This is a genomic window from Psychrobacter sp. TPE 89C, from assembly GCF_055522395.1.
The window spans coordinates 17,799-42,081 of sequence record NZ_JBVFXW010000013.1 but is presented as its reverse complement, the minus strand read 5'-3'; the positions used below and the strand labels follow the sequence as shown (position 1 = coordinate 42,081).

The 24,283-nt window shown below is 43.8% G+C and carries 18 protein-coding genes; 3 read left to right on the top strand and 15 right to left on the bottom strand.

What is annotated here, in order from left to right; genetic code table 11:
- Positions 1-395: 395 nt before the first annotated feature.
- A complete protein-coding gene (locus ACZW67_RS06100) occupies positions 396-1,838 on the top strand; it encodes an APC family permease (protein WP_110922731.1) in 1,443 nt (480 codons plus the stop codon).
- Between the two features lie 96 nt (positions 1,839-1,934).
- On the opposite strand, the gene ACZW67_RS06095 is transcribed toward ACZW67_RS06100, so the two are convergent.
- The 6 genes from ACZW67_RS06095 to ACZW67_RS06070 form a co-directional block, all read right to left on the bottom strand.
- The gene (locus tag ACZW67_RS06095) at positions 1,935-3,314 is read right to left on the bottom strand and encodes an NAD-dependent succinate-semialdehyde dehydrogenase (protein WP_465182542.1); all 1,380 of its coding nucleotides are present in this window, start codon (positions 3,312-3,314) and stop codon (positions 1,935-1,937) included.
- An 85-nt stretch (positions 3,315-3,399) separates the two neighbouring features.
- Positions 3,400-4,506: an agmatine deiminase gene (gene aguA, locus ACZW67_RS06090; RefSeq protein WP_465182541.1), complete on the bottom strand. Its 1,107-nt coding sequence runs from the start codon at positions 4,504-4,506 to the stop codon at positions 3,400-3,402.
- Between the two features lie 48 nt (positions 4,507-4,554).
- Entirely contained in the window at positions 4,555-5,424 is an 870-nt protein-coding gene (aguB, locus tag ACZW67_RS06085; RefSeq protein ID WP_465182540.1) for an N-carbamoylputrescine amidase, read from the bottom strand.
- Between the two features lie 173 nt (positions 5,425-5,597).
- A complete protein-coding gene (locus ACZW67_RS06080) occupies positions 5,598-7,091 on the bottom strand; it encodes a Na+/H+ antiporter NhaC family protein (RefSeq protein WP_465182539.1) in 1,494 nt (497 codons plus the stop codon).
- Positions 7,092-7,264: 173 nt separating this feature from the next.
- Positions 7,265-8,596, bottom strand: a complete 1,332-nt coding sequence (locus ACZW67_RS06075) for an NAD(P)/FAD-dependent oxidoreductase (RefSeq protein WP_465182538.1) — start codon at positions 8,594-8,596, stop codon at positions 7,265-7,267.
- 1 nt (position 8,597) lies between these two features.
- Positions 8,598-9,941, bottom strand: coding sequence for a glutamine synthetase family protein (locus tag ACZW67_RS06070; protein ID WP_194197303.1), 1,344 nt, complete (start codon positions 9,939-9,941; stop codon positions 8,598-8,600).
- A gap of 344 nt (positions 9,942-10,285) precedes the next feature.
- Here ACZW67_RS06070 and ACZW67_RS06065 point away from each other — a divergent pair, with 344 nt between their 5' ends.
- Together ACZW67_RS06065 and ACZW67_RS06060 are read left to right on the top strand one after the other, a co-directional pair.
- Positions 10,286-11,023 (top strand): gamma-glutamyl-gamma-aminobutyrate hydrolase family protein, encoded by a 738-nt coding sequence (locus ACZW67_RS06065; protein ID WP_465182537.1) that lies wholly within the window; start codon positions 10,286-10,288, stop codon positions 11,021-11,023.
- Positions 11,001-11,648: a cupin domain-containing protein gene (locus ACZW67_RS06060; protein WP_465182536.1), complete on the top strand. Its 648-nt coding sequence runs from the start codon at positions 11,001-11,003 to the stop codon at positions 11,646-11,648. Before ACZW67_RS06065 ends, ACZW67_RS06060 begins: the two co-directional genes overlap by 23 nt.
- Before the next feature lie 87 nt (positions 11,649-11,735).
- Here ACZW67_RS06060 and ACZW67_RS06055 read toward each other — a convergent pair whose 3' ends face one another.
- The 9 genes from ACZW67_RS06055 to carA all read right to left on the bottom strand — a co-directional run bounded on the left by ACZW67_RS06055 (position 11,736) and on the right by carA (position 23,671).
- Positions 11,736-13,058: a glycosyltransferase gene (locus ACZW67_RS06055; protein WP_227687428.1), complete on the bottom strand. Its 1,323-nt coding sequence runs from the start codon at positions 13,056-13,058 to the stop codon at positions 11,736-11,738.
- A gap of 141 nt (positions 13,059-13,199) precedes the next feature.
- Complete coding sequence (locus ACZW67_RS06050) at positions 13,200-14,072, bottom strand: TIGR03915 family putative DNA repair protein (RefSeq protein WP_465182535.1); 873 nt, start codon at positions 14,070-14,072, stop codon at positions 13,200-13,202.
- Between the two features lie 78 nt (positions 14,073-14,150).
- A complete protein-coding gene (locus ACZW67_RS06045; protein ID WP_465182534.1) occupies positions 14,151-15,419 on the bottom strand; it encodes a putative DNA modification/repair radical SAM protein in 1,269 nt (422 codons plus the stop codon).
- Positions 15,420-15,780: 361 nt separating this feature from the next.
- Positions 15,781-16,170 (bottom strand): hypothetical protein, encoded by a 390-nt coding sequence (locus ACZW67_RS06040; protein WP_465182533.1) that lies wholly within the window; start codon positions 16,168-16,170, stop codon positions 15,781-15,783.
- A 148-nt stretch (positions 16,171-16,318) separates the two neighbouring features.
- Positions 16,319-16,894, bottom strand: coding sequence for a hypothetical protein (locus ACZW67_RS06035; RefSeq protein ID WP_465182532.1), 576 nt, complete (start codon positions 16,892-16,894; stop codon positions 16,319-16,321).
- Positions 16,895-17,031: 137 nt separating this feature from the next.
- Entirely contained in the window at positions 17,032-18,018 is a 987-nt protein-coding gene (locus tag ACZW67_RS06030) for a hypothetical protein (protein WP_465182531.1), read from the bottom strand.
- 181 nt (positions 18,019-18,199) lie between these two features.
- Positions 18,200-18,676 (bottom strand): transcription elongation factor GreA, encoded by a 477-nt coding sequence (gene greA / locus ACZW67_RS06025; protein WP_110922744.1) that lies wholly within the window; start codon positions 18,674-18,676, stop codon positions 18,200-18,202.
- 352 nt (positions 18,677-19,028) lie between these two features.
- The gene (carB, locus tag ACZW67_RS06020) at positions 19,029-22,298 is read right to left on the bottom strand and encodes a carbamoyl-phosphate synthase large subunit (protein WP_465182530.1); all 3,270 of its coding nucleotides are present in this window, start codon (positions 22,296-22,298) and stop codon (positions 19,029-19,031) included.
- Positions 22,299-22,438: 140 nt separating this feature from the next.
- Entirely contained in the window at positions 22,439-23,671 is a 1,233-nt protein-coding gene (gene carA, locus ACZW67_RS06015; protein WP_465182529.1) for a glutamine-hydrolyzing carbamoyl-phosphate synthase small subunit, read from the bottom strand.
- Positions 23,672-24,283 lie beyond the last annotated feature (612 nt).

Sequence of the window (24,283 nt, the reverse complement as noted above, 5' to 3'; positions counted from 1 at the left end):
GCTAGGCTTGTAACAACGTTTGGGGGGATTTTAGCATCAGCCCTGAGAACGGATAGAGCAAAGCATTGATTTGCCCGTTCGCAAGGCGAGAGCTATGCTCGAGTGGGGGCAGTACTCTTTTTTGCCAATATATGGCGAAATTGTCTAACCTAGAATGACTAGGCATCAAAAATTTCACTGCATATTGTCTAAAAAATAGTGACTGCCAGCACCACATTTGAATGTTCAACAGACCCTAATATAGTGAATGAATAAAGCGATTTAACCCCATTCATAGGTATGCCCTATGAGAGGGTAAGTACGGAAAATAACGATAATGGGCTATGCCCGAATACACTAAAGCCAGTTTAGCTTTGACGAGTTAATCTGGGTGACACATAGACAAGGAGTAAGTTATGTCTGGACTAAAAAAATCGCTGGGGATGTTTGATATCATAGCCTTAGCATTTGGCGCTATGGTAGGTTGGGGTTGGGTAGTACTGGCTGGCGGCTGGATTTTATCTGCTGGTACGTGGGGCGCGATGTTAGCGTTTTTGCTGGGTGGTTTGGCAGTGATACTGATTGGTGTGACTTACGCTGAGCTCGCTTCATCAATGCCTATCACGGGCGGTGAGCATACTTATACCCACCGAGCATTAGGGGTCAATGTCTCCTTTATCTGCTCATGGAGTATTCTATTTGGTTATTTCTCAGTCGTCGCATTTGAGGCAGTCGCCTTGCCGACGGTGGTTGAGTATTTTATTCCCAATTATAATCAGGGTTATCTTTGGACGATCGCTGGTTGGGATGTCTATGCCACTTGGGTAGGTGTGGGGATGCTGGGATCAGTGATTGTCACATGGCTGAATGTACGAGGTATGGAAGTCAGTGCATGGTTCCAAAAAACAGCGGTTGTAGGGATCTTGTTTGTCGGTATATTACTGTTCATTGGTGCGGCATTATATAATCCTGCGACATCGACTGCGATACAAGCTCCGGCGTTTATTGGTGGCGCTGCTGGCGTGATGGCAGTTATCGTGATGGTGCCCTTTATGTTCGTCGGCTTTGATGTGATTCCACAAGCGGCTGAAGAGATTGATTTAACCCGTCCTAATATCGGTAAATTCCTAATCGTATCAATCACGATTGCGGTACTTTGGTACATCGCAGTTGCATGGAGTGTGGGTACCACATTGCCATTGATTCAAGCCGAAAACTCTACGTTGGCGACCGCTGATGCAATGACCAATGCGTGGCATGGTAAATGGGCCGGTATTCTATTGGTTATCGGTGGTGTATTAGGTATTTTATCAAGCTGGAATGCGTTCTTGATTGGTGGTAGTCGTCTACTATATGCAATGTCAAAAGCGCATATGTTGCCAGCATTCTTAAGTAAATTACATCCAAAATATAATACACCTGTTAATGCGATTTTATTGATTGGTGGTTTAGCCACGCTCGCGCCATTATTTGGTCGCAAAATGTTGGTTTGGATTGTTGATGCTGGTGGTTTTGGTATCGTCATTGCTTATACTTGTGTTGCTATCTCTTTCTTAGTATTGCGCTACCGTGAGCCTGATATGGTACGTCCATTTAAGATACCTGCAGGTAAACTGGTGGGTATGATCACGATCGCACTAAGCTTTGGCTTATTGGCACTATACATGCCAGGTATGCCATCTGCGCTTACCGCTATCGAGTGGTGGATTTTCTTCGGTTGGACAGTGTTAGGTGTGGCGCTATATGGTTATGCAACCATTAAGTACCCTGGCAAAAGTGAAGCCATCATGGCAGAAGAATTGCGCGAATTAAAAATCGTGAATCAGCTGTGGTTGAAAGACAATCCACCAAAAAGTTAACTCTATTTAAAATATCCATTAAAAAAGCCTAACGTCAAACGTTAGGCTTTTTCTGTTTTAGGACAGGAATAGAATGTTTAGATTAATGCATTCATTTTATGCGCTAGCTTTATTACGAATCAGCTTATAGTTTAAGAATTCAGTAATACCTAACGTGCCTAGCTCGCGACCAAAACCTGAGCGCTTAACACCACCGAATGGTGTATTGGCTTCACTACCAGATGGGGCGTTGATAGTGACCATACCCACTTCTAATTTCTCAGCAATTTCTGCGGCCAGTTCTGGACTTTGCGTTTGGATAGAAGCACCGAGACCAAACGGCACATCGTTAGCGATTTGGATGGCATGGTCGACATCACGAGCTTTATAGATGACGGCGACAGGGCCAAATAGCTCTTGACGATAGACATCCATTGATTCCGTCACATCCGTTAGTACAGCTGGCGCAAACCAAGCACCTGGCTTATCTTTTACTATGCCGCCTTCTACTAAAACAGTAGCACCTGCGTGAATGGCGCTATCTAGCTGCTTTTGAAGACCATCAGCAGCCGCTTTAGAAGACATTGGTCCCATAAACGTCTGCTCGTCTAATGGGTCTGCCAATGTCATGGCACGTACGTTATCAGTGAATGCTTGAACGAATTGATCATACACGTCATCGACGATAATTAGGCGTTTAGCGGCATTACAGGCTTGGCCGACATTACCAAAACGACCTGAGATGGCTCTTTGTACGGCTTTTTTGATGTCTGCATCAGCAGTAACGATAAAGGCATCAGACCCACCAAGTTCTAAGACAACTTTTTTGAGTGCGCCGCCAGCTTCTTTTGCAACCGCTTGACCTGCGCGCTCAGAACCCGTCAATGAAACACCCTGTACGCGCGTGTCATTGATGATGGTCGCTGACTGCTCGTTGGTCGCAAAGATATTGTTATAAACCCCATCAGGCATGCCTGCGTCTTTCATGATATCGACGATAATTTCGGCTGTCTTAGGGCATTGCGGTGCATGCTTTAGAATAATAGTGTTACCCGCCATGGCGTTTGGCGCGACGAAGCGAGCTACTTGATAGTGTGGATAGTTCCAAGGCATGATGCCTAGTAATGCGCCTACAGGGCGTTTCTCTACAGAAGCTGTTCCTGTATCAACGTCGATGGTGTTAGGGGCTAATAGCTGCTCAGCATTGTCTGCATAATAGCGATAGATATCAGCGACCAGACCAATCTCACCTTTTGCTTGAGCGACTGGTTTACCCATCTCATTGGCGACGATACGTGCTAGCTCTTCTTGACGGTCAAGATAGATATCAGCGACTTTATGAAGTAGTGCACTGCGTTCATTTAGTGGAACATGACGCCAGCTTTGATAAGCTGTGTCCGCTTGCTCAATCACTTGTTGGATATCTTGTTCGGTTGCCGTAGGGTAGGTGGCTTCGAGTTCGCCTGTGGCTGGGTTATTTACTTGATAATCGCTCATAAAAAGTCCTTTTGTTTACATTTTATTTTTGGTTATGTTTAAAAACTTATATTTAGAAAGCCATATATAAAATACATAAATCTCGTTATTGCGCGTTGGCGATAGGCTGCTGCTGAGTAATACAGTGAATATTGCCGCCGCCAAACACAATCTCTTTCGTTCGTACTCCAACTACCTGATGCTGAGGGAAGATTTTTTCAAGCTGCTCAATCGCTAAACTGTCATTAATATCATCATATTGCGGCACAATGACACCGCCGTTACAAATGAGAAAGTTAGCATAAGAGGCGATACAAATATCGTCCGTATTACGAGATTTGGCATCTTCAGACTGAGTAATATCAGCATTGTCAGGCAAGGTTACAGAATGCTTAGTACAGCACAGCTTATGCACTTTTAACTGCCGACCTTTGGCATCAGTCATCTCTGAAAGCTGCTGATACGCCTTTTGCGTGGCTTCATAGAATGGATGTTCAGTATCATCAGTAAATAAGCAGACCACTTCGCCAGGTCTCGCAAAGCAGGCAATATCATCAATGTGCCCAGTGGTCTCGTCGGGATCGATACCATCATCAACCCACAGCACTTTTTCGACATTTAGATGTGATTTCAGCATGTCTTCGATTTGTACTTCATTTAGATGTGGGTTTCGCCCAGGACTGAGCAAGCACATACGGGTGGTCAATACTGTACCTTCGCCATCGACATGAAACGCGCCGCCTTCTAACACAAAGTCGTCAGTACGATAACGCGGAATATCTAAGTGTTCGCACAGTCTCTCAGCGAGCTTGTCGTCGTCATCCCAAGGCGTATAAAGACCATCATAATCGCCGCCCCATGCATTAAATGTCCAATCACACGCACGCATATCGCCAGCATCATTGATTAAGAATGTCGGAACGGTATCACGCGCCCACGCATCATTGCTTGGCATGGCTATCACATCGATATTATCAGGCAATTGCGCACGGCAAGCATCAAAATCATCAGCGTTGACCAAAATGCCAACCTCACTGAACTGTCTGATGGCAGTAGCAACATCTGCATAGGCTGCTTGTGCGGGGACGGCTTTCTGTCGCCAATTGTCTTCTCGATACGGCCATACCATCCAGACTTTTTGCATCGATGCAAATTCTGCAGGCATATAAAAGCCATCTTGTTTGGGGGTCGAACCTGTCAGTAATCTGGACATAAAGTCACCTTATCGCACTCAAGTGGTTATAGAAATAGGGAGAATGGGTTAGCCGTGCGTGAGTAATGTGCCATACATTGATGGACGACGGTCGCGGAACACGCCCCATTGACGACGCTGTTCCGCCAGTGCATCCAGATCAAACGTGGCCATGATAAATTCGCTTTTATCGGTCGAGGCTTCTTGTATAATCTCGCCGCGGCCATCAGTGATAAACGAGCTACCATAAAACTGCATGGTGCTGTCCGTACCATTTTGGCTGATGGTTTCTTCACCAATACGGTTGGAGGCAATAACCGGCATGAGGTTAGCCGCAGAGTGTCCTTGCATACAGCGCTGCCAGTGGCCCGTTGAATTGATATTTAGGGTTGGCTCATCACCAATAGCGGTCGGATACAGCAGCATCTCTGCACCCATGAGAGCCATGCTACGTGCGCATTCAGGGAACCACTGATCCCAGCAAATACCCACACCGATTTTGCCGTACTTAGTGTTCCAAACTTTAAAACCAGTGTCACCAGGTGTAAAGTAGAATTTCTCTGCGTAAGGGATACCATCTGGAATGTGAGTTTTGCGATAGGTGCCCAGTATTTCGCCATCGGCATCAATAATGGTTACACTATTAAACATCGCATTGCCTGATTTTTCATAAAAGCTGATAGGCAGTACCACTTCAAGCGACTTTGCCAGTTCTTTGAAATGATTGATGGCCGTATTGTGTTCGACTTCGGTAGCCAAATTGAAGTATTCAAAATCATGTACTTGGCAAAAATAAGGGGTCTCAAATAACTCTTGTAGCAAGATGATATTGGCACCAGCTTTCGCAGCTTTAATGACCAATGCAGTGGCTTTATCAATGTTTTCTTGTTTGTCCCAAGTGCAGGCTATTTGAGTGCTGGCAACAGTAACTGATCGCATGGTGTAGCTCCTTGATTATAATTTATCTTTTGTATGAACAAAATAAAGCGTAATAAAAGTAAGGTTTGGTCATAGTAACGGCTTAAATAGTGATGTATTTAAACCGTATTGTGATTAAGAAGTTATTTAGCAGTGAGAGTAGCAGTAGCAGCTTCTTTACTCACTATCTAGCGTTAAGCCATCATAAAACCAAGTCCTAAGAAGGTAACAACCGATAGCACAGCACCAAGCATCGCATAAGGGAACTGAGTGAAGGCATGCTGCATGGGTGAACAACCAGCACCTTGTGCGGCTAATAGTGATGAATCACTAAAGAAGCAAGCATGACTACCAAATGAAGACGCTGATAACAAAGCACCGATGACCAATGGCGTGCTAACACCTAGCGCTGCTGCTACTGGGAATACAATCGGCATGGCAAGGACGTATAGGCCCCAGCTTGATGAGGTCGCAAAGGTTAAGAAAGCCATGACAGCGAAAATAACAGCAGGGAAGATAATAATCGTCATATGCGGTGAGATAGCGTCAATGACATACATGGTCATACCAAGCTCGTCGTTAATGGCTTTCAAAAAGAAACCACCAATAACGGTCGATAATGGATACAACATGACCTTAAAGCCTGTAAAAATAGACTCTACTTGGGTCTCAAAACTTAAAAGACCTTGTGCCCAATAGACCATCACGGTCACAAAACAGGTTAGCAATGCGCCTCTTAATAAATCCACTTCAAAGTAAATAGTTGAGACGATAAGCAAAATCATTGGGAATGCAAAGTTAAAAATATTGGCTTTGAATGATAAAGTACGTTTGGCTTTAACATTTGAAACCAATTGTTCATCGACAAAATCTTCTGGAACAGGATTGCCTTCTTTTGCGCGTTTCTCTGCACGTTTCATTGGGCCCCAGTCGCCTAAGATACCGTAAGCCACCAAGAACACGATAATCAGGGCAAACCAAGCATAAGCCATGAATGGAATAGAGCTGATGTAAAGAGACATACCAGCGCCATCTGCTGCTACGCCATTCTCTTCTAATAGGCCTGAAAAGTAGACGGCCCATGTTGAGATAGGAACGATTACACACATAGGGGCAGCGGTAGAATCGACAATATAAGCGAGCTTTTCACGGGATACACCATAAGTATCCGTTAGTTTTTTGACCGAGGTAGAAACGGCCAAACAGTTTAGGTAATCATCGATAAAGACCACAACGCCCAATGCAAAGGTTGCGAGTAACGATTGTCTGCGTGATTTAATAATTCTTTTGAGCCATTCACTAAAGCCATCTAAACAGCCACTCACTTCCAGCAGTTGGATAAGACCACCCATAAGACCACAAACGAGCACGATCCAAATGATGGTTTCGTTACCGAGTACGGCTGAGATATTATCTGCAAAAGGAGAGACTAAATCGAATGGATTGAGCATGACAAGGCCAGCAACACAGCCTGCAATCATTGACTCAAAGGGGCGTCTGGATACGATGGCAATGACTAGTACCAGCATGGTCGGCAGTAGGGAGAGGATGCCCCAAGATTCTGATGCATCGCGGGTGGATGATAACCAGACAAAGGCAAGATAGATGGCGATTCCCACTACGACAGTGAGAAAAACTCGTTTGTTATGATACTGTCCTTCAACAGCATCATTAAGTTTCATGTTCATGGTGACTTTCCTTGTGTGACATTATGGCTTATATAGAGAAGATCCTGTTTTAAGGTGATAATCGATAGGAAGTACGAGTGGACTTCCTGTCGAGTTAGTAATAACAATCTGTTGCATTAATGGCTTCAAAGTCTTGCTTGTCATTAAGCAGAAAATTGAAGCCATTACGTTATTTATAAGCCAGTCGTGTCTTTTAGCGCGTACCACCATGATCCCATCATAGAGTAAGGTACTCGTAGTGCGCGACCACCAGGGAAAGGAATCCATGGAATTTTTGCAAACGTGTCAAACTCTTTGGTATTGCCATTGATAGCATCAGCCAATATCTGTCCAAACAGATGTGAGCCTGTCACGCCATGTCCACTATAACCGTGTGCAAAAAACACGCGATCATGTAGCTTGCCCATCTGCGGCACCCGTGAAAAAGACAATGCAAAGTTACCGCTCCATGCATAGTCAATTTTGACATCGCGCAGCTCTGGGAAAATCTTATTCATGTTGGGTCTGATTTTTGCGGTGATATCAGAAGGATCTTGACCACCGTAGACCGTACCACCACCAAACAACATACGCTTATCTGCTGACAGACGATAGTAATCAAGGATATAGCGGACATCTTCGACACAGACGTCAGTTGGGAGCAGCTTGTCTGCTAAGTCACCTAATGGTTCGGTGGCGATAATTTGTGTCGATACGGGCATGACTCGGTCAGTTAGCTTAGGAATGACTTTGTTTAAGTAAGCGTTACCGCACATAACGGCTTGCTTACAAGTGACCGTACCAAACTCAGTAATGACCTTGATATGATCATCAGCATATTCAACATCAACGACTAAGGTGTTTTCATAAATAGTGCCGCCACGTGATTCAATGGCAGCCGCTTCACCAAGTGCAAGATTTAGCGGATGAAAATGTCCACCTGAGTGATCGATAACCCCGCCTACATAGGCCTCTGACTTGATATGTTCTTGCATACCATATTTGTCTAGCATTTCACGGTCATGCATACCATGGCTTTCCCACAGTGCATGTGTTTTCTGCAAGTCTCTTAACTGCCCGTTGTTTAAGGCGGCAAAGATATTCTTTTCTTTCAAATCGCAGCTGATGTCGTAGTCTTGGATTAGTCGACGAATGATTTTGCCACCGCGTGTGACGAGCTGACCGACAAAATCGGCGTTTTGTTGACCATAAGAGCTTTTGATTTTTTCTAAGCTCGCATTCAGACCGTTGACAATCTGACCACCGTTACGGCCTGATGCACCCCAACCAATCTGTGCACCTTCTAGCACGACCACTTCGTGATCTGTCTCCATGAGATGCAGAGCCGTTGATAGGCCACTATAGCCACCACCCACCACGCAGATTTCTACATGAATGTCATTTTCTAGCGTTGGTCTATCTGGTTTAGGATTGCGACTGGCAGCATAGTAGCTATCAGGATACTGTCCTTTATCTGAATAATGCGGGATATTGCGCGTGTTATTAGACGGTTTGCTATTTGACATATTAGACATCCTGTAAATAGGTGAGGTATTCAAGATTGGTGACTTGCTGAGAGAAGCGTTTGGCTTCTTGCTTTTTAACCGCAATCAGCAGTTCAATCATTTCGCTTGGGAATAAGGCATCAATGACGTCGCTGTTTTCAAACTGACGAATGGCTGAGAGCCAATCTAACGGTAAGGTTTTGAGGTCTTCTTCATTATAAGTAATGCTATTGATTGGTTCAGGTGCTTCCAGTTTGTTTTCGATACCATACAGCATACCTGCCAGTACTGCACTACAGACGAGATAAGGGTTGGCGTCAGCGCCAGAGACACGATGCTCAATACGGCGCGCTTTTGGATCACCACCTGGGATACGTACGGCTGCTGTGCGGTTTTCATAACCCCATGACACATTGTTCGGTGCCAATGTGCCTGGTGCAAAACGGCGATAGGAGTTGACATGTGGTGCAAACAATAACGTGCAATCTGACATGGTCTTCAATAGCCCTGCAACGGCATGACGTAGTATATCCGAGCCTTCCGTTGAGCCATCATCAAAGACATTGTTGCCATCTTTATCTAATAAGCTGCAATGTACATGGAAGCCATTGCCTGACTGTAGACCAAACGGTTTTGCCATAAAGGTGGCGGTTAGCTTGCGACGAGCTGCTACTGCTTTGACAACTTGTTTGAATAGGATGGCATCATCGGCGGCTTTTAACGGATCATCAACATGGAGTAGGTTAATCTCAAACTGACCACAGCCATTCTCAGCTAATGCCGCATCAACAGGAATATCGAGTTTCTCGCACTGAGCATAGACTTCGTCTAAAAACTCATCAAACTGTAATAAATCATTGATGCTTAGAATAGAGGTTTTGTTTAATCTCAGGCCGCTTTTTGGACGAATAGGTGGTTTTGGTGTCTCGCCTTCTGTGTAGTCCACCAAATAAAACTCAAGCTCAGTCGCCATGACTGGGGTCAAACCAAGCGCTTTGAATTTTTTGCTGATGTAGTCCAAAACGTGTCTGGCATCACCGTAATACGGTTCATTGTCTTCGGTATAAAGCCAAACAGGTAATAGCGATGAGGCTGCACTGGTATTAAGAAGGGGATAAGCGGCACGACCTGTAGGACGAGCAATGGCATCAATATCACCATTACATTGAGAGGACTCGATGACGTCTGCACCCCAAATATCGACGCCTAAAATAGATAGAGGCAATCGGATGCCACCAGCTTGTGCTTTGTCCATTTGGTTAAATGGGATACGTTTACCGCGAAGTAAGCCGTTGATATCACCTGCTGCAACATATACATATTCAGTTTTACTTGCAGATGTGATGGTTCCGTTGGTCGTCGTCATGTTGTTCATCCCTGTCAGTTTTTGAAATATTTGGATTGGCCTTGCTGATTTTGTTCACGATATGAAGCACTTAACGTATTTCGGGATACTGTCTATCAACTTTCTAAATGTATAAAAAATGTTCTTTGTCATAAAGATGTCTTTTAATATATGGATGAAGGTTATAGTTGTCAATATTTATTTTTAATTACCTAAAAGTAATTTATATAACTCATATAAACCTATTTAATCGACAATGAAGTTTATAGTTTACATTTGCTAGGTAGTTATGATAAATTTTAGTTAAGTTAAATACCGCAGTATCTGGACATCTAGGTACAGATATCACATTTAGGGAAAATCACATGTCTACTTCTAGACCTATCATCGCTATCGTCTCGTGTCACAAAATGGTGGACGGCCAGCCAGCCCAAGCGGTATATCAAAAATATATCGATGCTATCCAACATTATGGTGGCAATCCAATATTGCTTCCCTATACGGCTGCTGACAGCGAGAATTTTGATGCATTGGTCGCGCTGGCAGATGGTATTGTCTTGACAGGGAGTTATAGTAATGTCGCACCGATGCGTTATGGCGCATCGCATGTAGAAGAAAAGCAGGATTTAAATCGTGATGAGCTAAGCTTTAAACTACTGGCTTATTCAGCGGAATCTGGCACACCTTTATTAGCAGTATGTCGAGGTTTGCAAGAGATGAATGTGCATTTCAATGGCACGCTATACCCTGATTGGCGTGAAGTAGAAGGGTTCTATGAGCAGCATTTAGAAGACAATACCCAGCCGCTGGAAGTGCAATATCAGCCAGTACATGACGTCATTATTCAGCCTGAAGGGAAGCTTGCAGCATTTGGTGACGAGTGGCACGTTAACTCGTTACATAAGCAAGCCATCAATAAAGTGGGTGAGGGTTTGTTTGTAGAAGCGCTGGCACGTGATGGATTGGTAGAGGCGATTAGCTTAATAGAACATCCGTTTATGATTGGTGTACAATGGCATCCTGAGCTGAATTATGCACAAGATGGTTTTTCCAAATTTTTATTTACGGAATTTATTCACTATGCCAGTCAAACAAAATCCTGATAACGATATCCCAGAAAATGACGAGGTAATCTCTGTTGAAGAACAGGAGGTGCCTGAATCGGTTGAAAAGCCAGAAGAGAATATCGGTAAAAAAATCAATCAACTACGGCTTACCAAAGGCTTTTCACAGCGTAAACTGGCGAGACTGGCAGGACTGACCAATACCTCAATCAGTGCTATCGAGCGTAATAAGGTTAGCCCTGCTGTCAACACGCTAAAAGCGATCTTGCAGGTGCTGGATTCTGACCTCAATACTTTTTTTAGTGACGAGTGGAAAGAGCGTAAGGACAGAGTCGTCGTTACGCCAAAAGACCTCATAGAGATTAGTGAGCCAAACAGTCGGGTCTCCATCAAACAGGTGTTTAATGGCAGTCCGATCAAGAATTTAGGTTTTTTGATTGAGGTGTATCAGCCGAACAGTTCGACTGAAGATAGGATTTCTCATGAAGGTGAGGAGATTGGTACAGTCATCGAAGGCAAGATTATTATCCGTATCGATGATACTACCTACCTGTTAAATGAAGGCGATAGCTACGTGATTAAAACCTGTCATCCGCATACTTTTATCAATCCAAGCAATGCCATCACTCGCATCGTCAGCGCGCATACGCCAGCGACATATTAATTGGAAGGGTGGCGGCTGGTAAGAACGGGCACGGCACTATCTATAGGCGCACAGTCAGTAGATAGCTGAATATTTATAACAGGCTTTCTAAGTATCTGTCTCTTTTGAGAGGTTGGCTGCTTCAGAAAGCCTTTTTTTAGCAGGTTCTGTGTTTGCTAGCGAATCGCTATGTTTTGCCCTAGCATCATAAATTTTGGCTTTATTATTTGTCGTATTGGCAGTGGGTTTCAAATACTTCTTAATTCTTCTTACCGCTGCTGCATCGGCTTCCGCTTGCTCTTCGGCCAGCGCCATATCACTTAGATTTTGATAAACCTTGAGGGTTTCCTCAATCATCTCACGCATCGTGAATTTGTTCGTCATTTCAGGGCGAGTGACGCTTTCCAACTGGTTTCTAACCGCTTTACAGAGGGAAGTCGCGTTGTATTTTTTGACCAATCCTTGCGGGTAGAGTGGTTGTAGGATTTCGCTAAAGGCCGCTTGATCCCAACCAATGACAGGAGTGCCTAAGTGAATCGCTTGCAGCGCGTTGATACCAATAGACTCGGGCTCATTGGCCAGTGCCATCACGATATTTGCCGCCGATAGCCACTCTCGCATATCATTGCGTTTACTACCCACGTAAGTGATGCGTTCCGCCAGACCTAAGGTATTGGTGCGTTGGCGAAAGTCTTCATGCGCCACATCGCCATCTTTATAGTCATCGTCCATGATAATGACATGGATGTTAGGGAATTGCTCTTGTAAATTACCTAAAATATCAATCAACCACTCTTGACCATATTCATTGCCGATAATGGTTGGAAATATCAGCCACTTTTTGTGCTCAAGCTCTGGGTATTCTGCAAAGGTGTGACGTAGCCAATAGACTGAGGGATTGTGCCGATAGGGATAGCGGCGAGTATCAATACCTCGATAGATACGTTTGATAATTTTTGGTGCGGTATCTTCACGGCGTAGTCGGTGTTTTAGATAGTTAGTAACACTGTCAGATACGGTAATAAGCGTGTCGACATTGAGCAGTGCTTGTGAGTATCTATTGATAGGGTAAAAGCCATACATGGTCGAGACCAGTTTTGGCATGCGTTTGACACGTGCACGGCGCAATGCTAAATGTACAATCCATGCTGGCGTACGCGAGTGCGCATGAATGACGTCGGGCTCGTACTTTTCAATCAAATGGCGTAGTGGGGCAACTTGGAGTAGTGATAACCAAGACTTTTTATTCATTTGCAACTGGTGATAGATATTGCCGTCACGCTTGAGGCGTCTGACTAGATCATTGTCTTCATCAGCGCTTGAGACGATGATAGAGGTATGTCCATTTTTGACCAATGCGCGCCCAAGATGAAAAATACCGCGCTCGGATTCATCATGCTTCAAAGACGACAGTAAGCGCATAACTTTCATAATAGCGTCGATCACAGGTTAGTAATATCAAGTTGCTATTGTCAGTTAAAAGCAGTAAAAACTCAACCATCAAGGTAAAGTTAAAGCGTTTGTTTTTCAGAGCGAGGAGTAAGTCTGCCATAGATACAACGCTGAAAACGCTTATCGACGTTTTTGTAGATGTTCAGCATTGGGCAGTACTTGTTTTTCACTCAAGTATTTCCAGTAGCGCTGCGGCAGATACTGTTTGTGCAAACGGGGGTTTTTACGCTCTTTGATATTGACATTAGTGAAATATCCTTGCCAAAACTTCTGGTAACGCTGCTCGTCCTCGCTATGGATACTGGCAGGGTTACGCAATACCGCATCATCAAGGTCAGTAATAGTTTGCAGTATGGCAGGGCGTGACGGTGTACTTTGGCTTTTGTCATAATAAATCCCAAATCCGCGACTGATGTCATAAATGGCCCAATGCTGGTCTTGATAGCGCTGACGGAAGTGCTCACCAATCAATGGCAATACATTGAAATCAGGCTCCACTCGCGCAAAATATATATCATCAGTGGTATGCTCAAAACGCACAAATGCCTCCATGCGGTGTTTTTCACGACCCACAGATTTGACCGTCTGCACCAATTCAAGGACATCTAAATTACCCAAATCTTGCATGATAGAGCGGTTAGGGTAGTCGATGGCATATTTGACTACTTGAAACAGAGTAGTACCGATATTATCCTTTTCTGATAAAAATCCCCAAAGCATATTGCGCATACCTGAGCGCCCCAATAGCTTATTCAGTTTTGTGAGGACACGCTCGGCTTTGTCTTCATCAGTTACCACGCTGGTTGCTTGAGCAATTAATGAAGGTACGTAACAATCTTGCGCTATGAGCTGTAATGCGGAATCGTGTTGTAATTTATGCTCATAGGCATGATAGACCGCACTCAGCCAACCTTCAAAACTTGGCTCATAAAGCACAATACTAGGCGTTACTTGGCCGATAGAGTAAGTTTTGTTTTGAACAAGTACTGACATTAGCTGCCCTCAGAAAACAGTTGACGTGTAGTGGCTTATTTTAAGAATCAATTTTACGAATAAACTTTATTCTTACATTTAAAATAAGGCCAGCTGCCCGCTACGCTGATCTTTAAACTTGGTCTGCGTCTGTGCCAGCACATATTGACGGAAGTTATCACGGGTCAAGTGGGCAAGGTGTTCATTTTTACCAGTAGTCGCGATGAAGTATTTGGCACGATTGACGGCCGCTCCCATCTTTTTGAGATGATATAACGTCAGCTGATTAAACTTGCGCGCTTTCACTATTTTTTTAGCCGTTTTGGTACCAATACCGGGTATACGAACAATCATCTCATAAGTTGCAGTTTGAATATTGACAGGGAAGTGCTCACGATGGCGTATCGCCCAAGCCAGTTTTGGGTCACAGTCCAAATCTAAAAATGGCGAGTCCGGCTCAACGATTTCATGTGCACCAAACCCATAAAAACGCATTAACCAATCTGCCTGATAGAGACGATTCTCTCGCACCATAGGCACCGGCGTTCCAATCGCTGGCAGACGATTATCAGACAGCATCGGTACATAACCTGAGTAGTAGACACGCTTTAGATCATACGTTTTATAGAAGTGGCTCGATAGCTGGATAACCTGCAAGTCGGTCTCATTACTGGCACCCACAATCATTTGACTGGTTTGACCTGCTGGCGTGAATTTTGGCGCTTTTTTATGGGTTTTACGGCTCTCACGGATGGTGATAATCTCTTCTTTTACCGTCTCCATAGGCACTTTTAATTGCTCATGTGATTTTTCTGGCGCAAGCAACGCTAGGCCAGATTTGGTTGGAATTTCAATATTAACGCTCAAACGGTCAGCGTAGAGTCCTGCTTCTAGTAGCAGCTCTTTTGAGGCACCGGGTATGGTTTTTAGATGGATGTAACCATTGAAGCGCTCACGGGTGCGCAGTAATTTAGCGACCTCAACCAATCGCTCCATCGTATAGTCGCCACTCTTAAAAATACCAGAACTGAGAAACAAGCCTTCGATATAGTTACGGCGATAAAACTGCATGGTCAAATCAACGACTTCTTCGACACTAAAGGCAGCACGTGGGGTGTCATTACTTTTGCGTGAGGTACAGTAAGCACAATCATAAATACAATGATTGGTCAGCAGGATTTTGAGTAGACTGACACAGCGGCCATCTTCGGTATAGCTATGGCAGATACCTGTCGCTGAGGCATCACCGAGACCGCCGCCTTGGTTCTTGCGTGTACCAGCGGAGGAAGAGCAGGAAACGTCATACTTAGCAGCGTCAGCTAAGATGTTGAGTTTGCCCTGTAGTCGTTCATAATTGATGGTTGCCATAAGCGGTATTTACCAATGCATTAATGAGAAACTATTTTAACAAAATTAGCGTTAAGTCATTGTAATTATAGCTAAAATTAAGAAATTAAACGACAACGGTTGTCGCCTTTGATTATCAAACTCATGTGTTGTTAGGATTAACGAGAAGTACAGGGATTAGGCAAAGTTCGAACCACTTCTTCTGAGAAGTATTCTTTGACAATGAGACGTCCTTTTTTATCAAACTCAACATTGTACCTGGGGTAAGCCGCAAAAGGATCAGGATCATAGGTGAAAGGTAAAGCAATTTCTTTATCTGAAAAAAATCGGCTAGCCATCCATAACTGTTTGTCATGATCATATGCAACGCTACATCGACTATTTAGATCAAAGTTGAAATAACGACCAAAGTCCTGCTCTTTATCGCCACGCCCAAATAACATATTGGCACCGCACGGATTGCCACAACCAATATAGACATGATAGTATCTTTATCGATTTTTTTAAGCGAGGTATGATTCCAGCCGTAGCTACCGATTCCGTCCATAAGCAGAGTTTCTTTTACTTGGCCGCCTTCCAAGGTTTCGCTTTTAAGAACATAACCATCATCACAATATCCATGACCATCTTTACTCATATACGCAGTACAAATTTTCGACATATAAAAGCGATCGTCAAATTTTGATTCGGCGGATTTAGCCCAAGATGTAGCGCTTAAAATACAGCCGAAAATAATAAAAGCCAATGAAGATAAAGAGGCGAAGTTGTACATGCTGATAATAACCGAATATTTGTTCTGAATTAAAGGCACTATAGCAAAAGATTGGTTATTGAGAAATGATAAAGGTGAGTGCAAGTATTACGAATAGTAGGCTGAGTGAGCGTGACAATGTACCTACGGTATATAAGCCAGCTATAGTTTATACAAAAAATTGCTCAGCCAATAATCCAAACACCAAGCTGCCTACAATACCCAAAATACCAAGCAGTATAAGATGAATAGCCAGTATCGTTAGTATCTGTGATTGGCTTTCTTTAACCTCGATAGAATAGAGGCTTAAATCAATATCTGCTAAAGGTATGGCATTTCCTACAGTTGCTTGCAGTCTTGAGGTGCTTGATCCTGATACTAGCTTCAACTCGTAATGACCAGCTTCCGCCCGAAAGGTGAACAGCTCCATTCTACCAGTGGTAAAATTATTTGAGCGTGGAGATAGTATTGAGGGATTAAGCTTAATATTTTTGCCAGTAGTTGTACTTGAGATATGAGGTTGGAACTGAGCCAGTGGTATTTTTTTAAACACAGGGCCTTTATGCCAAATAGCATAAATACCGGATTTGGAGACAGTGAAATTACCAACGCTATCATGGTAGGGTAGCGCTAATAATACGTCGCCATTGAATGCATTTCTAAGCAGTTTTATTGCTTTGAATACTGTAAATATGCCCACGGGAACAATGAGGAATAATAGTATTTTAATGGACAGTACGCTCATTATTTATATTCCTCAATGATTGAAAACTTGGCAATTTAAAAAAAGGTCTTGCTGGCTAGAGATTTAGCCCACAAGACCTTTAATAGTAATTCCTGCTTATTTATTTCTAATATCAATATAAAAGGTCAGTGCGACCTTTATTGTACCTTAGCACGTATCACTACAGTCTGGGTTGCACTGGCATCTAGATTGACCAAGTCCCATTTAAGACCAGAGTAATTCACTTGCGTCGCGGCCGTATTACTCATTGGTTGAATCACTTGATAGCTGTTGCCATCCGTAGTTGCAAGGGTTGGCAGTAAACTGTTTAGCGATACCAACTGAATGCCATTCGGTAGCGAAACCATTGCATTGATACCGTTTACTAGTTGATTGGTGGTATTGGTATAAGTGGTGTGGTACTCAATAATATCACCTTGAGCAATATGATTGGCAGGCACTGCTATCTCACGGCCTTCTTTATTCTTTAATATTTTCATGACCTTGGTTTGTGCATTGACGACATCAGGCTTACTAAAGCTTGGGGTCAGTTGTAGGGTCTCTAAAGAGACCATATTAGCTGTTTGATCGGTAAAGGTTGGGCTAATCGCTGATTGGTTAAGCGTTGATTGATTCAGCGTCGATGAGCTGGTCATGACTTGAATGGCAGTTGATGCATTCATCACTGGCAATTGAGTAGCAGACCCGACAGGCAGTACTTGCTTTACGTTATTAAGTGGTGTGGTGATAACGTTCACTTTGGCAACGGCGTTAGTCCCCTGATTGGTCACAGGCACACTAGTGACGGTGGTGCTGGCTTGAGAGATGATAGTATCGTTAGCACTCTGACGAACGACATAGCTTGGGGTTGTTGTTACTTGAGTCACAGCGTAAGGCATGCCGTCCTGCATGGTGATGCCATTAGGTGTTGCAGTGATAGTCGCGGTGTTACCATCAGAGTACTGCTCAACCACAGTTGTGCTGCCGCTAGCTGATTGATTAATGGTTATTTCAGGCGCAGCATGTGCTGAGGATACGGCAAGTAAAGTGCCTGCGACAATCGAAGAGATAGCAGTGGCTATTGATGTTTTTTGAACCGCTATTTTTTTGGTGATAACCAGTGATGCTGCAAAATCCATATTCATAAAAGACTCCTTTAAAGTAATAGTAAGTGAAGCAGTAGATAACGTGTAGACAAAAAACCCTCGTTATTTGACACTATAGCGCATGTCAAATAACGAGGGTATCAGTATTTATAATAGCCAAGGTCAATCATTCAGCCATCATTGTTTTTCGTAAGATGTTAGGCCAAATGATGGAGCGATACTAGTTGTATATGACTTTCATAATTTCATATTCGACCACGCCCTTTGGCGTTTCAATACGGGCTTCATCGCCTTCTGATTTACCGATAAGACCACGAGCGATTGGCGAGTTGACAGAGATTTTACCCGCTTTAAAGTCCGCTTCGTCATCACCAACGATTTGGTATTGTTTTTCTTCTTCGGTGTCCATGTTTTCGATGATAACGCTCACACCAAATACCACACGACCTTCTTGTGGCAGCGTCGAAGGATCGATGACTTGCGCGCCGCCAAGCTTGGCTTCGATATCACGGATACGTGCTTCACAAAAACCTTGCTGCTCACGTGCTGCATGGTATTCAGCATTTTCTTTTAAATCGCCATGTTCGCGAGCTTCAGCAATAGAAGCCGTGATGCGTGGACGGTCGATACTTTTTAACTGTTTTAATTCGGCTTCTAGAGCCTCATGTCCTTGCGGAGTCATGGGATAACGTTGCATGTTTTTTCCTTAAACCAATAACACCACACCATCTCCTACTCTTAGTGAATAGTGAGATGGTGTTGGGATTATTACAATGGGTATAAAATATAAAAAGAGAGTGGTTTAGGCTGCACAACTGGCATACGAGTGGTTATGTATGAGCGTATTTATGCTCCACTAATGCATACTTAACCTTACGTAATAAAAAGCATAGTCGCAGTTTAGCCACTATGCTTTTTGGGTCTGTCTTTTCAAAGGTATTGTTTGATTAAAGCATTACTGTCATATAAAAACCAATTTCGCATGAGCTTTTACATAAGCCTGACTGTTATGCTTAATCTACTGAAATTATTCAGCCAAGTCAATAGAGCTAAGCAATAGTCTTTGCTTGTTCATGTAAATCTTGTAGCTTATAAACTTCGAATGGCAAGTCAATCGAATAAGATTTGCAGATTGCATCTGCCGCGCCCAATGTCGTGACATAGAATACTTTACCTTGCAGCGCGCTGCGGCGAATAGAGAATGAATCCTCTTGTGCCTGCTTGCCCTCAGTTGTATTAATGATAAGGTCGATTTTACCATTTTTCAATGCATCGACGATATGTGGACGGCCTTCAGTGACTTTGTTAATTTGCTTGCACTCAATGCCAGCATCGCTCAGTATTTTTTGTGTACCAGTAGTAGACACAATGTCAAAGCCAAAGTCTACAAGCTGACGCGCGATTGGAGCGATTTGCGCTTTGTCACTGTCACGTACTGAGATAAAGACGGTTTTGGTTTCGCCTTCAGTCGGTAGACCTGGCAGACGCTCATTACTACCGATGATGGCTTTGTAGAACGCTTCACCAAAGGTTTTACCAACGCCCATTACTTCACCTGTTGATTTCATCTCAGGGCTCAAGATTGGATCGACACCAGGGAACTTAGCAAATGGGAAGACCGCTTCTTTAACGGCATAGAATGCAGGAACAATCTCTTTGGTAAATCCTTGGTCTTTGAGCGACGTGCCAGCCATGCAGCGAGCAGCGATTTGCGCCAATGAGGTGCCAATGCATTTAGAGACAAATGGTACGGTACGGGCAGCACGTGGATTGACCTCAAGAATATAAATAGTTTCACCTTTTACGGCAAACTGTACGTTCATCAGACCGATAACGCCCAGCTCTTTAGCCATAGCAATAGTCTGTGCGCGCATCACATCGCATAACTCTTTAGATAGCGAGTAAGGTGGTAGCGAACAGGCTGAGTCACCAGAGTGAACACCCGCTTGTTCGATATGCTGCATGATGCCGCCAATTACGACATCAGTACCATCACAGACACAGTCCACATCGACTTCGATGGCGTCATCTAAGAAGCGATCTAGCAATACTGGCGCTTCGTTTGATGCTTGTACCGCAGTGCGTAGATAATGTCTTAGCTCATCTTCGTTATAAACGATTTCCATCGCGCGGCCACCTAGTACATAAGATGGGCGTACAACCAATGGATAGCCAACGTCTTTTGCTTTAACCAAGCCGTCTTCTAAGCTAGTCGCTAAGGCATTGGTTGGCTGGACAAGGTTCAATTGCTGAATCATATGTTGGAAGCGTTCGCGGTCTTCAGCACGATCAATCGCATCAGGGCTAGTACCAATGATTTTGACACCAGCGGCTTCAAGGGCGCGAGCCAGTTTCAATGGTGTTTGACCACCGAACTGTACAATGACACCATCAGGATTTTCGATACGGACGATTTCTAGCACGTCCTCTAACGTGATTGGCTCAAAGTAGAGACGGTCTGAGGTGTCATAGTCAGTGGAAACCGTTTCTGGATTACAGTTGACCATGATGGTCTCGTAGCCGTCTGCACGCATCGCAAGGGCAGCGTGTACACAGCAATAGTCAAACTCGATACCTTGACCGATGCGGTTAGGACCACCACCGATAACCATGATTTTTTTGTTATTGGTTGGGTTGGCTTCACATTCGCTGTCATACGTTGAGTACATATAAGCGGTACTGGTAGAGAATTCTGCCGCACAAGTATCCACGCGTTTATAGACTGGATAGACGTTTAAATCCCAACGTTTTTTGCGTAGCTGTTTCTGAGAAACACCAAGCAATTTGGCCAGACGTAAATCTGATAAACCTTTACGTTTAAAGCGACGCAAGTTGTCTTCAGTTAAACCGCCAAAACCTAAAGTTTTAACTTGTGCTTCAGCTTTTACGATGTCTTCGATTTGTACCAAGAACCATGGATCGATTTTGGTAAGGTTAAAGACATCATCGACGCTCATACCGATACGGAAAGCATCAGCAATATAATAAATGCGTTCAGGCGTGGGAATGGTTAAGCGATTATGAATCTCGCTACGGGCTTTGTCAGTACTAAGGCTACCGTCTTTGATAGCGGCAAAGTCAATCTGCTCATCAAAACCATCATTGCCCGTTTCCATGCCGCGTAATGCTTTTTGCATAGATTCTTGGAAGTTACGGCCAATCGCCATCACTTCACCGACTGATTTCATCTGCGTTGACAAAACACTATCGGCTTGCGGGAATTTTTCAAAGTTAAAACGAGGTATCTTGGTCACAATATAATCAAGCGCTGGCTCAAAGCTTGCTGGTGTTTTGCCACCAGTGATGTCGTTTTGCAATTCATCTAAGGTATAACCAATCGCCAGTTTTGCCGCGATTTTGGCAATCGGGAAACCAGTTGCTTTTGATGCCAATGCTGATGAACGCGATACGCGTGGGTTCATCTCGATGACGACCATGCGACCTGTATCAGGGTTGATACCGAACTGTACGTTTGAACCGCCTGTTTCTACACCAATCTCACGCAGTACTGCCAATGAAGCATTACGCATGATTTGATATTCTTTGTCCGTCAGGGTTTGTGCTGGCGCAACGGTAATAGAGTCGCCGGTGTGCACGCCCATTGGGTCAAAGTTTTCGATGGCACAGATGATGATGCAGTTGTCGTTTTTGTCACGAACCACTTCCATCTCATATTCTTTCCAACCGATTAACGACTCATCGATAAGCAATTGATGGTTAGGAGACAAGTCAAAACCACGCTCACAGATTTCAATGAACTCATCACGGTTATACGCGATACCGCCACCTGAACCACCCATCGTGAATGAAGGACGAATGATACATGGATAGCCCATTTTTTCTTGGGTAGCAAACGCTTCTTCCATGGTTTCAGCAGTTTCAGCGCGTGGGCATTCAAGGCCGATACGCTTCATTGCTTTATCAAACAAGTTGCGATCTTCTGCCATCTCGATTGAGTCTTTAGTTGCACCAATTAGTTCGCAATCATACTTGGTTAATATGCCATGCTTATCTAAATCTAATGCACAGTTTAGTGCCGTTTGTCCGCCCATCGTTGGCAGGATAGCATCAGGACGTTCTTTGGCAATGATTTGCTCAACCGTCTGCCAAGTAATCGGCTCGATATACGTGGCATCAGCCATAACAGGATCGGTCATGATGGTCGCAGGGTTTGAATTGACCAAGATGACGCGGTAACCTTCTTCTTTTAGTGCTTTACACGCCTGCGCGCCTGAGTAGTCAAACTCACATGCTTGGCCGATGACGATAGGGCCTGCGCCAATGATAAGAATGCTTTTTATGTCGGTACGTTTTGGCATAGTTAGGGCTACCTTCGTTTGGGTTATATTTTGATTAATCTATATTTTTAATAAAACTGACAGTATTCTGGTTGATACAACTTGAACCACCATTAGTGATTCAAGCTTAATATTTATTATTCGCTACCAATGTTGATGCATTAAGCTTTGGCAGCTGCCATCATCTCAGCAAATTTATCAAACAATGGCGCGCAATCATGCGGACCAGGGCTGGCTTCTGGGTGACCTTGGAAGCTAAAGACTGGCTTGTTGGTCAGCTCGATACCTTGGTTGGTACCGTCAAATAGTGAGCGATGGGTAGATTTAACGTTATCAGGTAGCGTGTCTTCATCAACGGCGAAACCATGGTTCTGGCTGGTAATCATAACCGTACCAGCTGCCACATCTTGTACTGGATGGTTAGCACCATGATGGCCTGTTTTCATTTTGATGGTGTTTGCACCGCTGGCAAGACCGACCAGCTGATGACCTAAACAGATACCAAACGTTGGCACGTCAGTTTGTTCAATGATATGACGCACGCTGTCAATAGCGTAGCCACAAGCGGCAGGGTCACCAGGGCCATTTGATAAGAAGATACCGTCTGGATTCATCGCTAGCACGTCAGCGATAGGCGTTTGTGCTGGGACGACCGTTACGTGACAACCGCGATCGACGAGCATGCGTAGGATGTTGGTCTTGGTACCAAAGTCATAGGCGACTACGTTAAATTTGTGCTCAACGTGTGTGCCCAGTTGCTTGAAAAATCCGCCTGTACCGCTATCATGACTGCCAATGGCATCACGGTTAAGTAGGGTATCTGATAAATCCCACGTACCTGCTGTCCATTCGAACGTCTCTTTAGTACAGCATTCTTTTGCCAGATCCATGCCTTCAATACCAGCGAACTCTTGCGCCAATTTGATGGCTTGTTGCTCGTCATCACTGCTAATGGTCTCGCCATTAGAGGCTGTCATGATACAACCGTTTTGAGCGCCTTTATCACGTAGTAGACGAGTCAATTGACGGGTGTCAATCTCAGCGATTGCGACGGTATCATGGTTTTGTAAGTAATCACTCAATGATTCTGAGTTACGGAAGTTTGAGGTAACCATGGTGGCATCACGGATGATGAGACCGTCTGCCCATACTTGATGACCGTTACCAGACTCGGTGTCCTCGCTATTGGTACCAGTATTGCCGATGTGCGGATAGGTTAGGGTCACTAGCTGACGAGCATAGCTGGGGTCAGTTAGGATTTCTTGATACCCTGTCATGGCTGTATTAAACACCACCTCACCGACACGATGACCGAGACTGCCGATACTCACACCGCGAAAAATCGTACCGTCTGCTAATGCCAAAATTGCTTGTATTTCTGCCGATGAATTCAAGGTTTGCCTCCGCTGTTATTGGTGAGTGCCATAATTTTTCATGATTAAATTTTGGATTTAAAGCAGCTTTTTATATCTTGATAGTCACTGTTAATTAAGAATAAAAAACAACCAAACCCAAAATTTTTCCACAAAAAAGCGAGAAGACATTATTGATGGAAACTACAAAACCCACTAGATAGTGAATAGGTAACTTGCATCATGTCCGCTCGCTTAGGCACAGATTTTGCGCATTATATACAATATACACGCAGATAGCCAGTCGATTTTCTAACTTAACGGACACGGATTCCTCGTCTACCGTAAATATACAATATACTATCTGTTAAATAATTGTTTATAAAAGATTTCTAAAAAACAATATATGAAAAACAGTATATGATAATCAGCACTCTAATTGCGACGAGTGATTTTTTCTATTTTTACGGTCTAAAAGATGATTTGTTTACAAGATAATTTGTTCTAAATGAGTAGCTATAATAGCCTAAGTAGAAATAGATACTTCTTACGATGACTGGTACAACCATCATACTAGGGTGAATAGCACTAGATTTTGATAGAAGGCTTTGCCACAATAGAGGGCATTATTGACTGATATAGAATGATAGCTGT

What these genes read in the sequence shown, in the direction of transcription:
- ACZW67_RS06070 (WP_194197303.1), bottom strand. Translation starts at nt 9,941, where the DNA reads ATGACGACGACCAACGGAACCATCACATCTGCAAGTAAAACTGAATAT.
- aguA (WP_465182541.1), bottom strand. Translation starts at nt 4,506, where the DNA reads ATGTCCAGATTACTGACAGGTTCGACCCCCAAACAAGATGGCTTTTAT.
- greA (WP_110922744.1), bottom strand. Translation starts at nt 18,676, where the DNA reads ATGCAACGTTATCCCATGACTCCGCAAGGACATGAGGCTCTAGAAGCC.
- ACZW67_RS06080 (WP_465182539.1), bottom strand. Translation starts at nt 7,091, where the DNA reads ATGAACATGAAACTTAATGATGCTGTTGAAGGACAGTATCATAACAAA.
- ACZW67_RS06095 (WP_465182542.1), bottom strand. Translation starts at nt 3,314, where the DNA reads ATGAGCGATTATCAAGTAAATAACCCAGCCACAGGCGAACTCGAAGCC.
- ACZW67_RS06050 (WP_465182535.1), bottom strand. Translation starts at nt 14,072, where the DNA reads ATGTCAGTACTTGTTCAAAACAAAACTTACTCTATCGGCCAAGTAACG.
- ACZW67_RS06055 (WP_227687428.1), bottom strand. Translation starts at nt 13,058, where the DNA reads ATGAAAGTTATGCGCTTACTGTCGTCTTTGAAGCATGATGAATCCGAG.
- ACZW67_RS06035 (WP_465182532.1), bottom strand. Translation starts at nt 16,894, where the DNA reads ATGAGCGTACTGTCCATTAAAATACTATTATTCCTCATTGTTCCCGTG.
- ACZW67_RS06075 (WP_465182538.1), bottom strand. Translation starts at nt 8,596, where the DNA reads ATGTCAAATAGCAAACCGTCTAATAACACGCGCAATATCCCGCATTAT.
- ACZW67_RS06065 (WP_465182537.1), top strand. Translation starts at nt 10,286, where the DNA reads ATGTCTACTTCTAGACCTATCATCGCTATCGTCTCGTGTCACAAAATG.
- carB (WP_465182530.1), bottom strand. Translation starts at nt 22,298, where the DNA reads ATGCCAAAACGTACCGACATAAAAAGCATTCTTATCATTGGCGCAGGC.
- ACZW67_RS06040 (WP_465182533.1), bottom strand. Translation starts at nt 16,170, where the DNA reads ATGTACAACTTCGCCTCTTTATCTTCATTGGCTTTTATTATTTTCGGC.
- ACZW67_RS06045 (WP_465182534.1), bottom strand. Translation starts at nt 15,419, where the DNA reads ATGGCAACCATCAATTATGAACGACTACAGGGCAAACTCAACATCTTA.
- ACZW67_RS06100 (WP_110922731.1), top strand. Translation starts at nt 396, where the DNA reads ATGTCTGGACTAAAAAAATCGCTGGGGATGTTTGATATCATAGCCTTA.
- ACZW67_RS06060 (WP_465182536.1), top strand. Translation starts at nt 11,001, where the DNA reads ATGCCAGTCAAACAAAATCCTGATAACGATATCCCAGAAAATGACGAG.
- ACZW67_RS06030 (WP_465182531.1), bottom strand. Translation starts at nt 18,018, where the DNA reads ATGAATATGGATTTTGCAGCATCACTGGTTATCACCAAAAAAATAGCG.
- aguB (WP_465182540.1), bottom strand. Translation starts at nt 5,424, where the DNA reads ATGCGATCAGTTACTGTTGCCAGCACTCAAATAGCCTGCACTTGGGAC.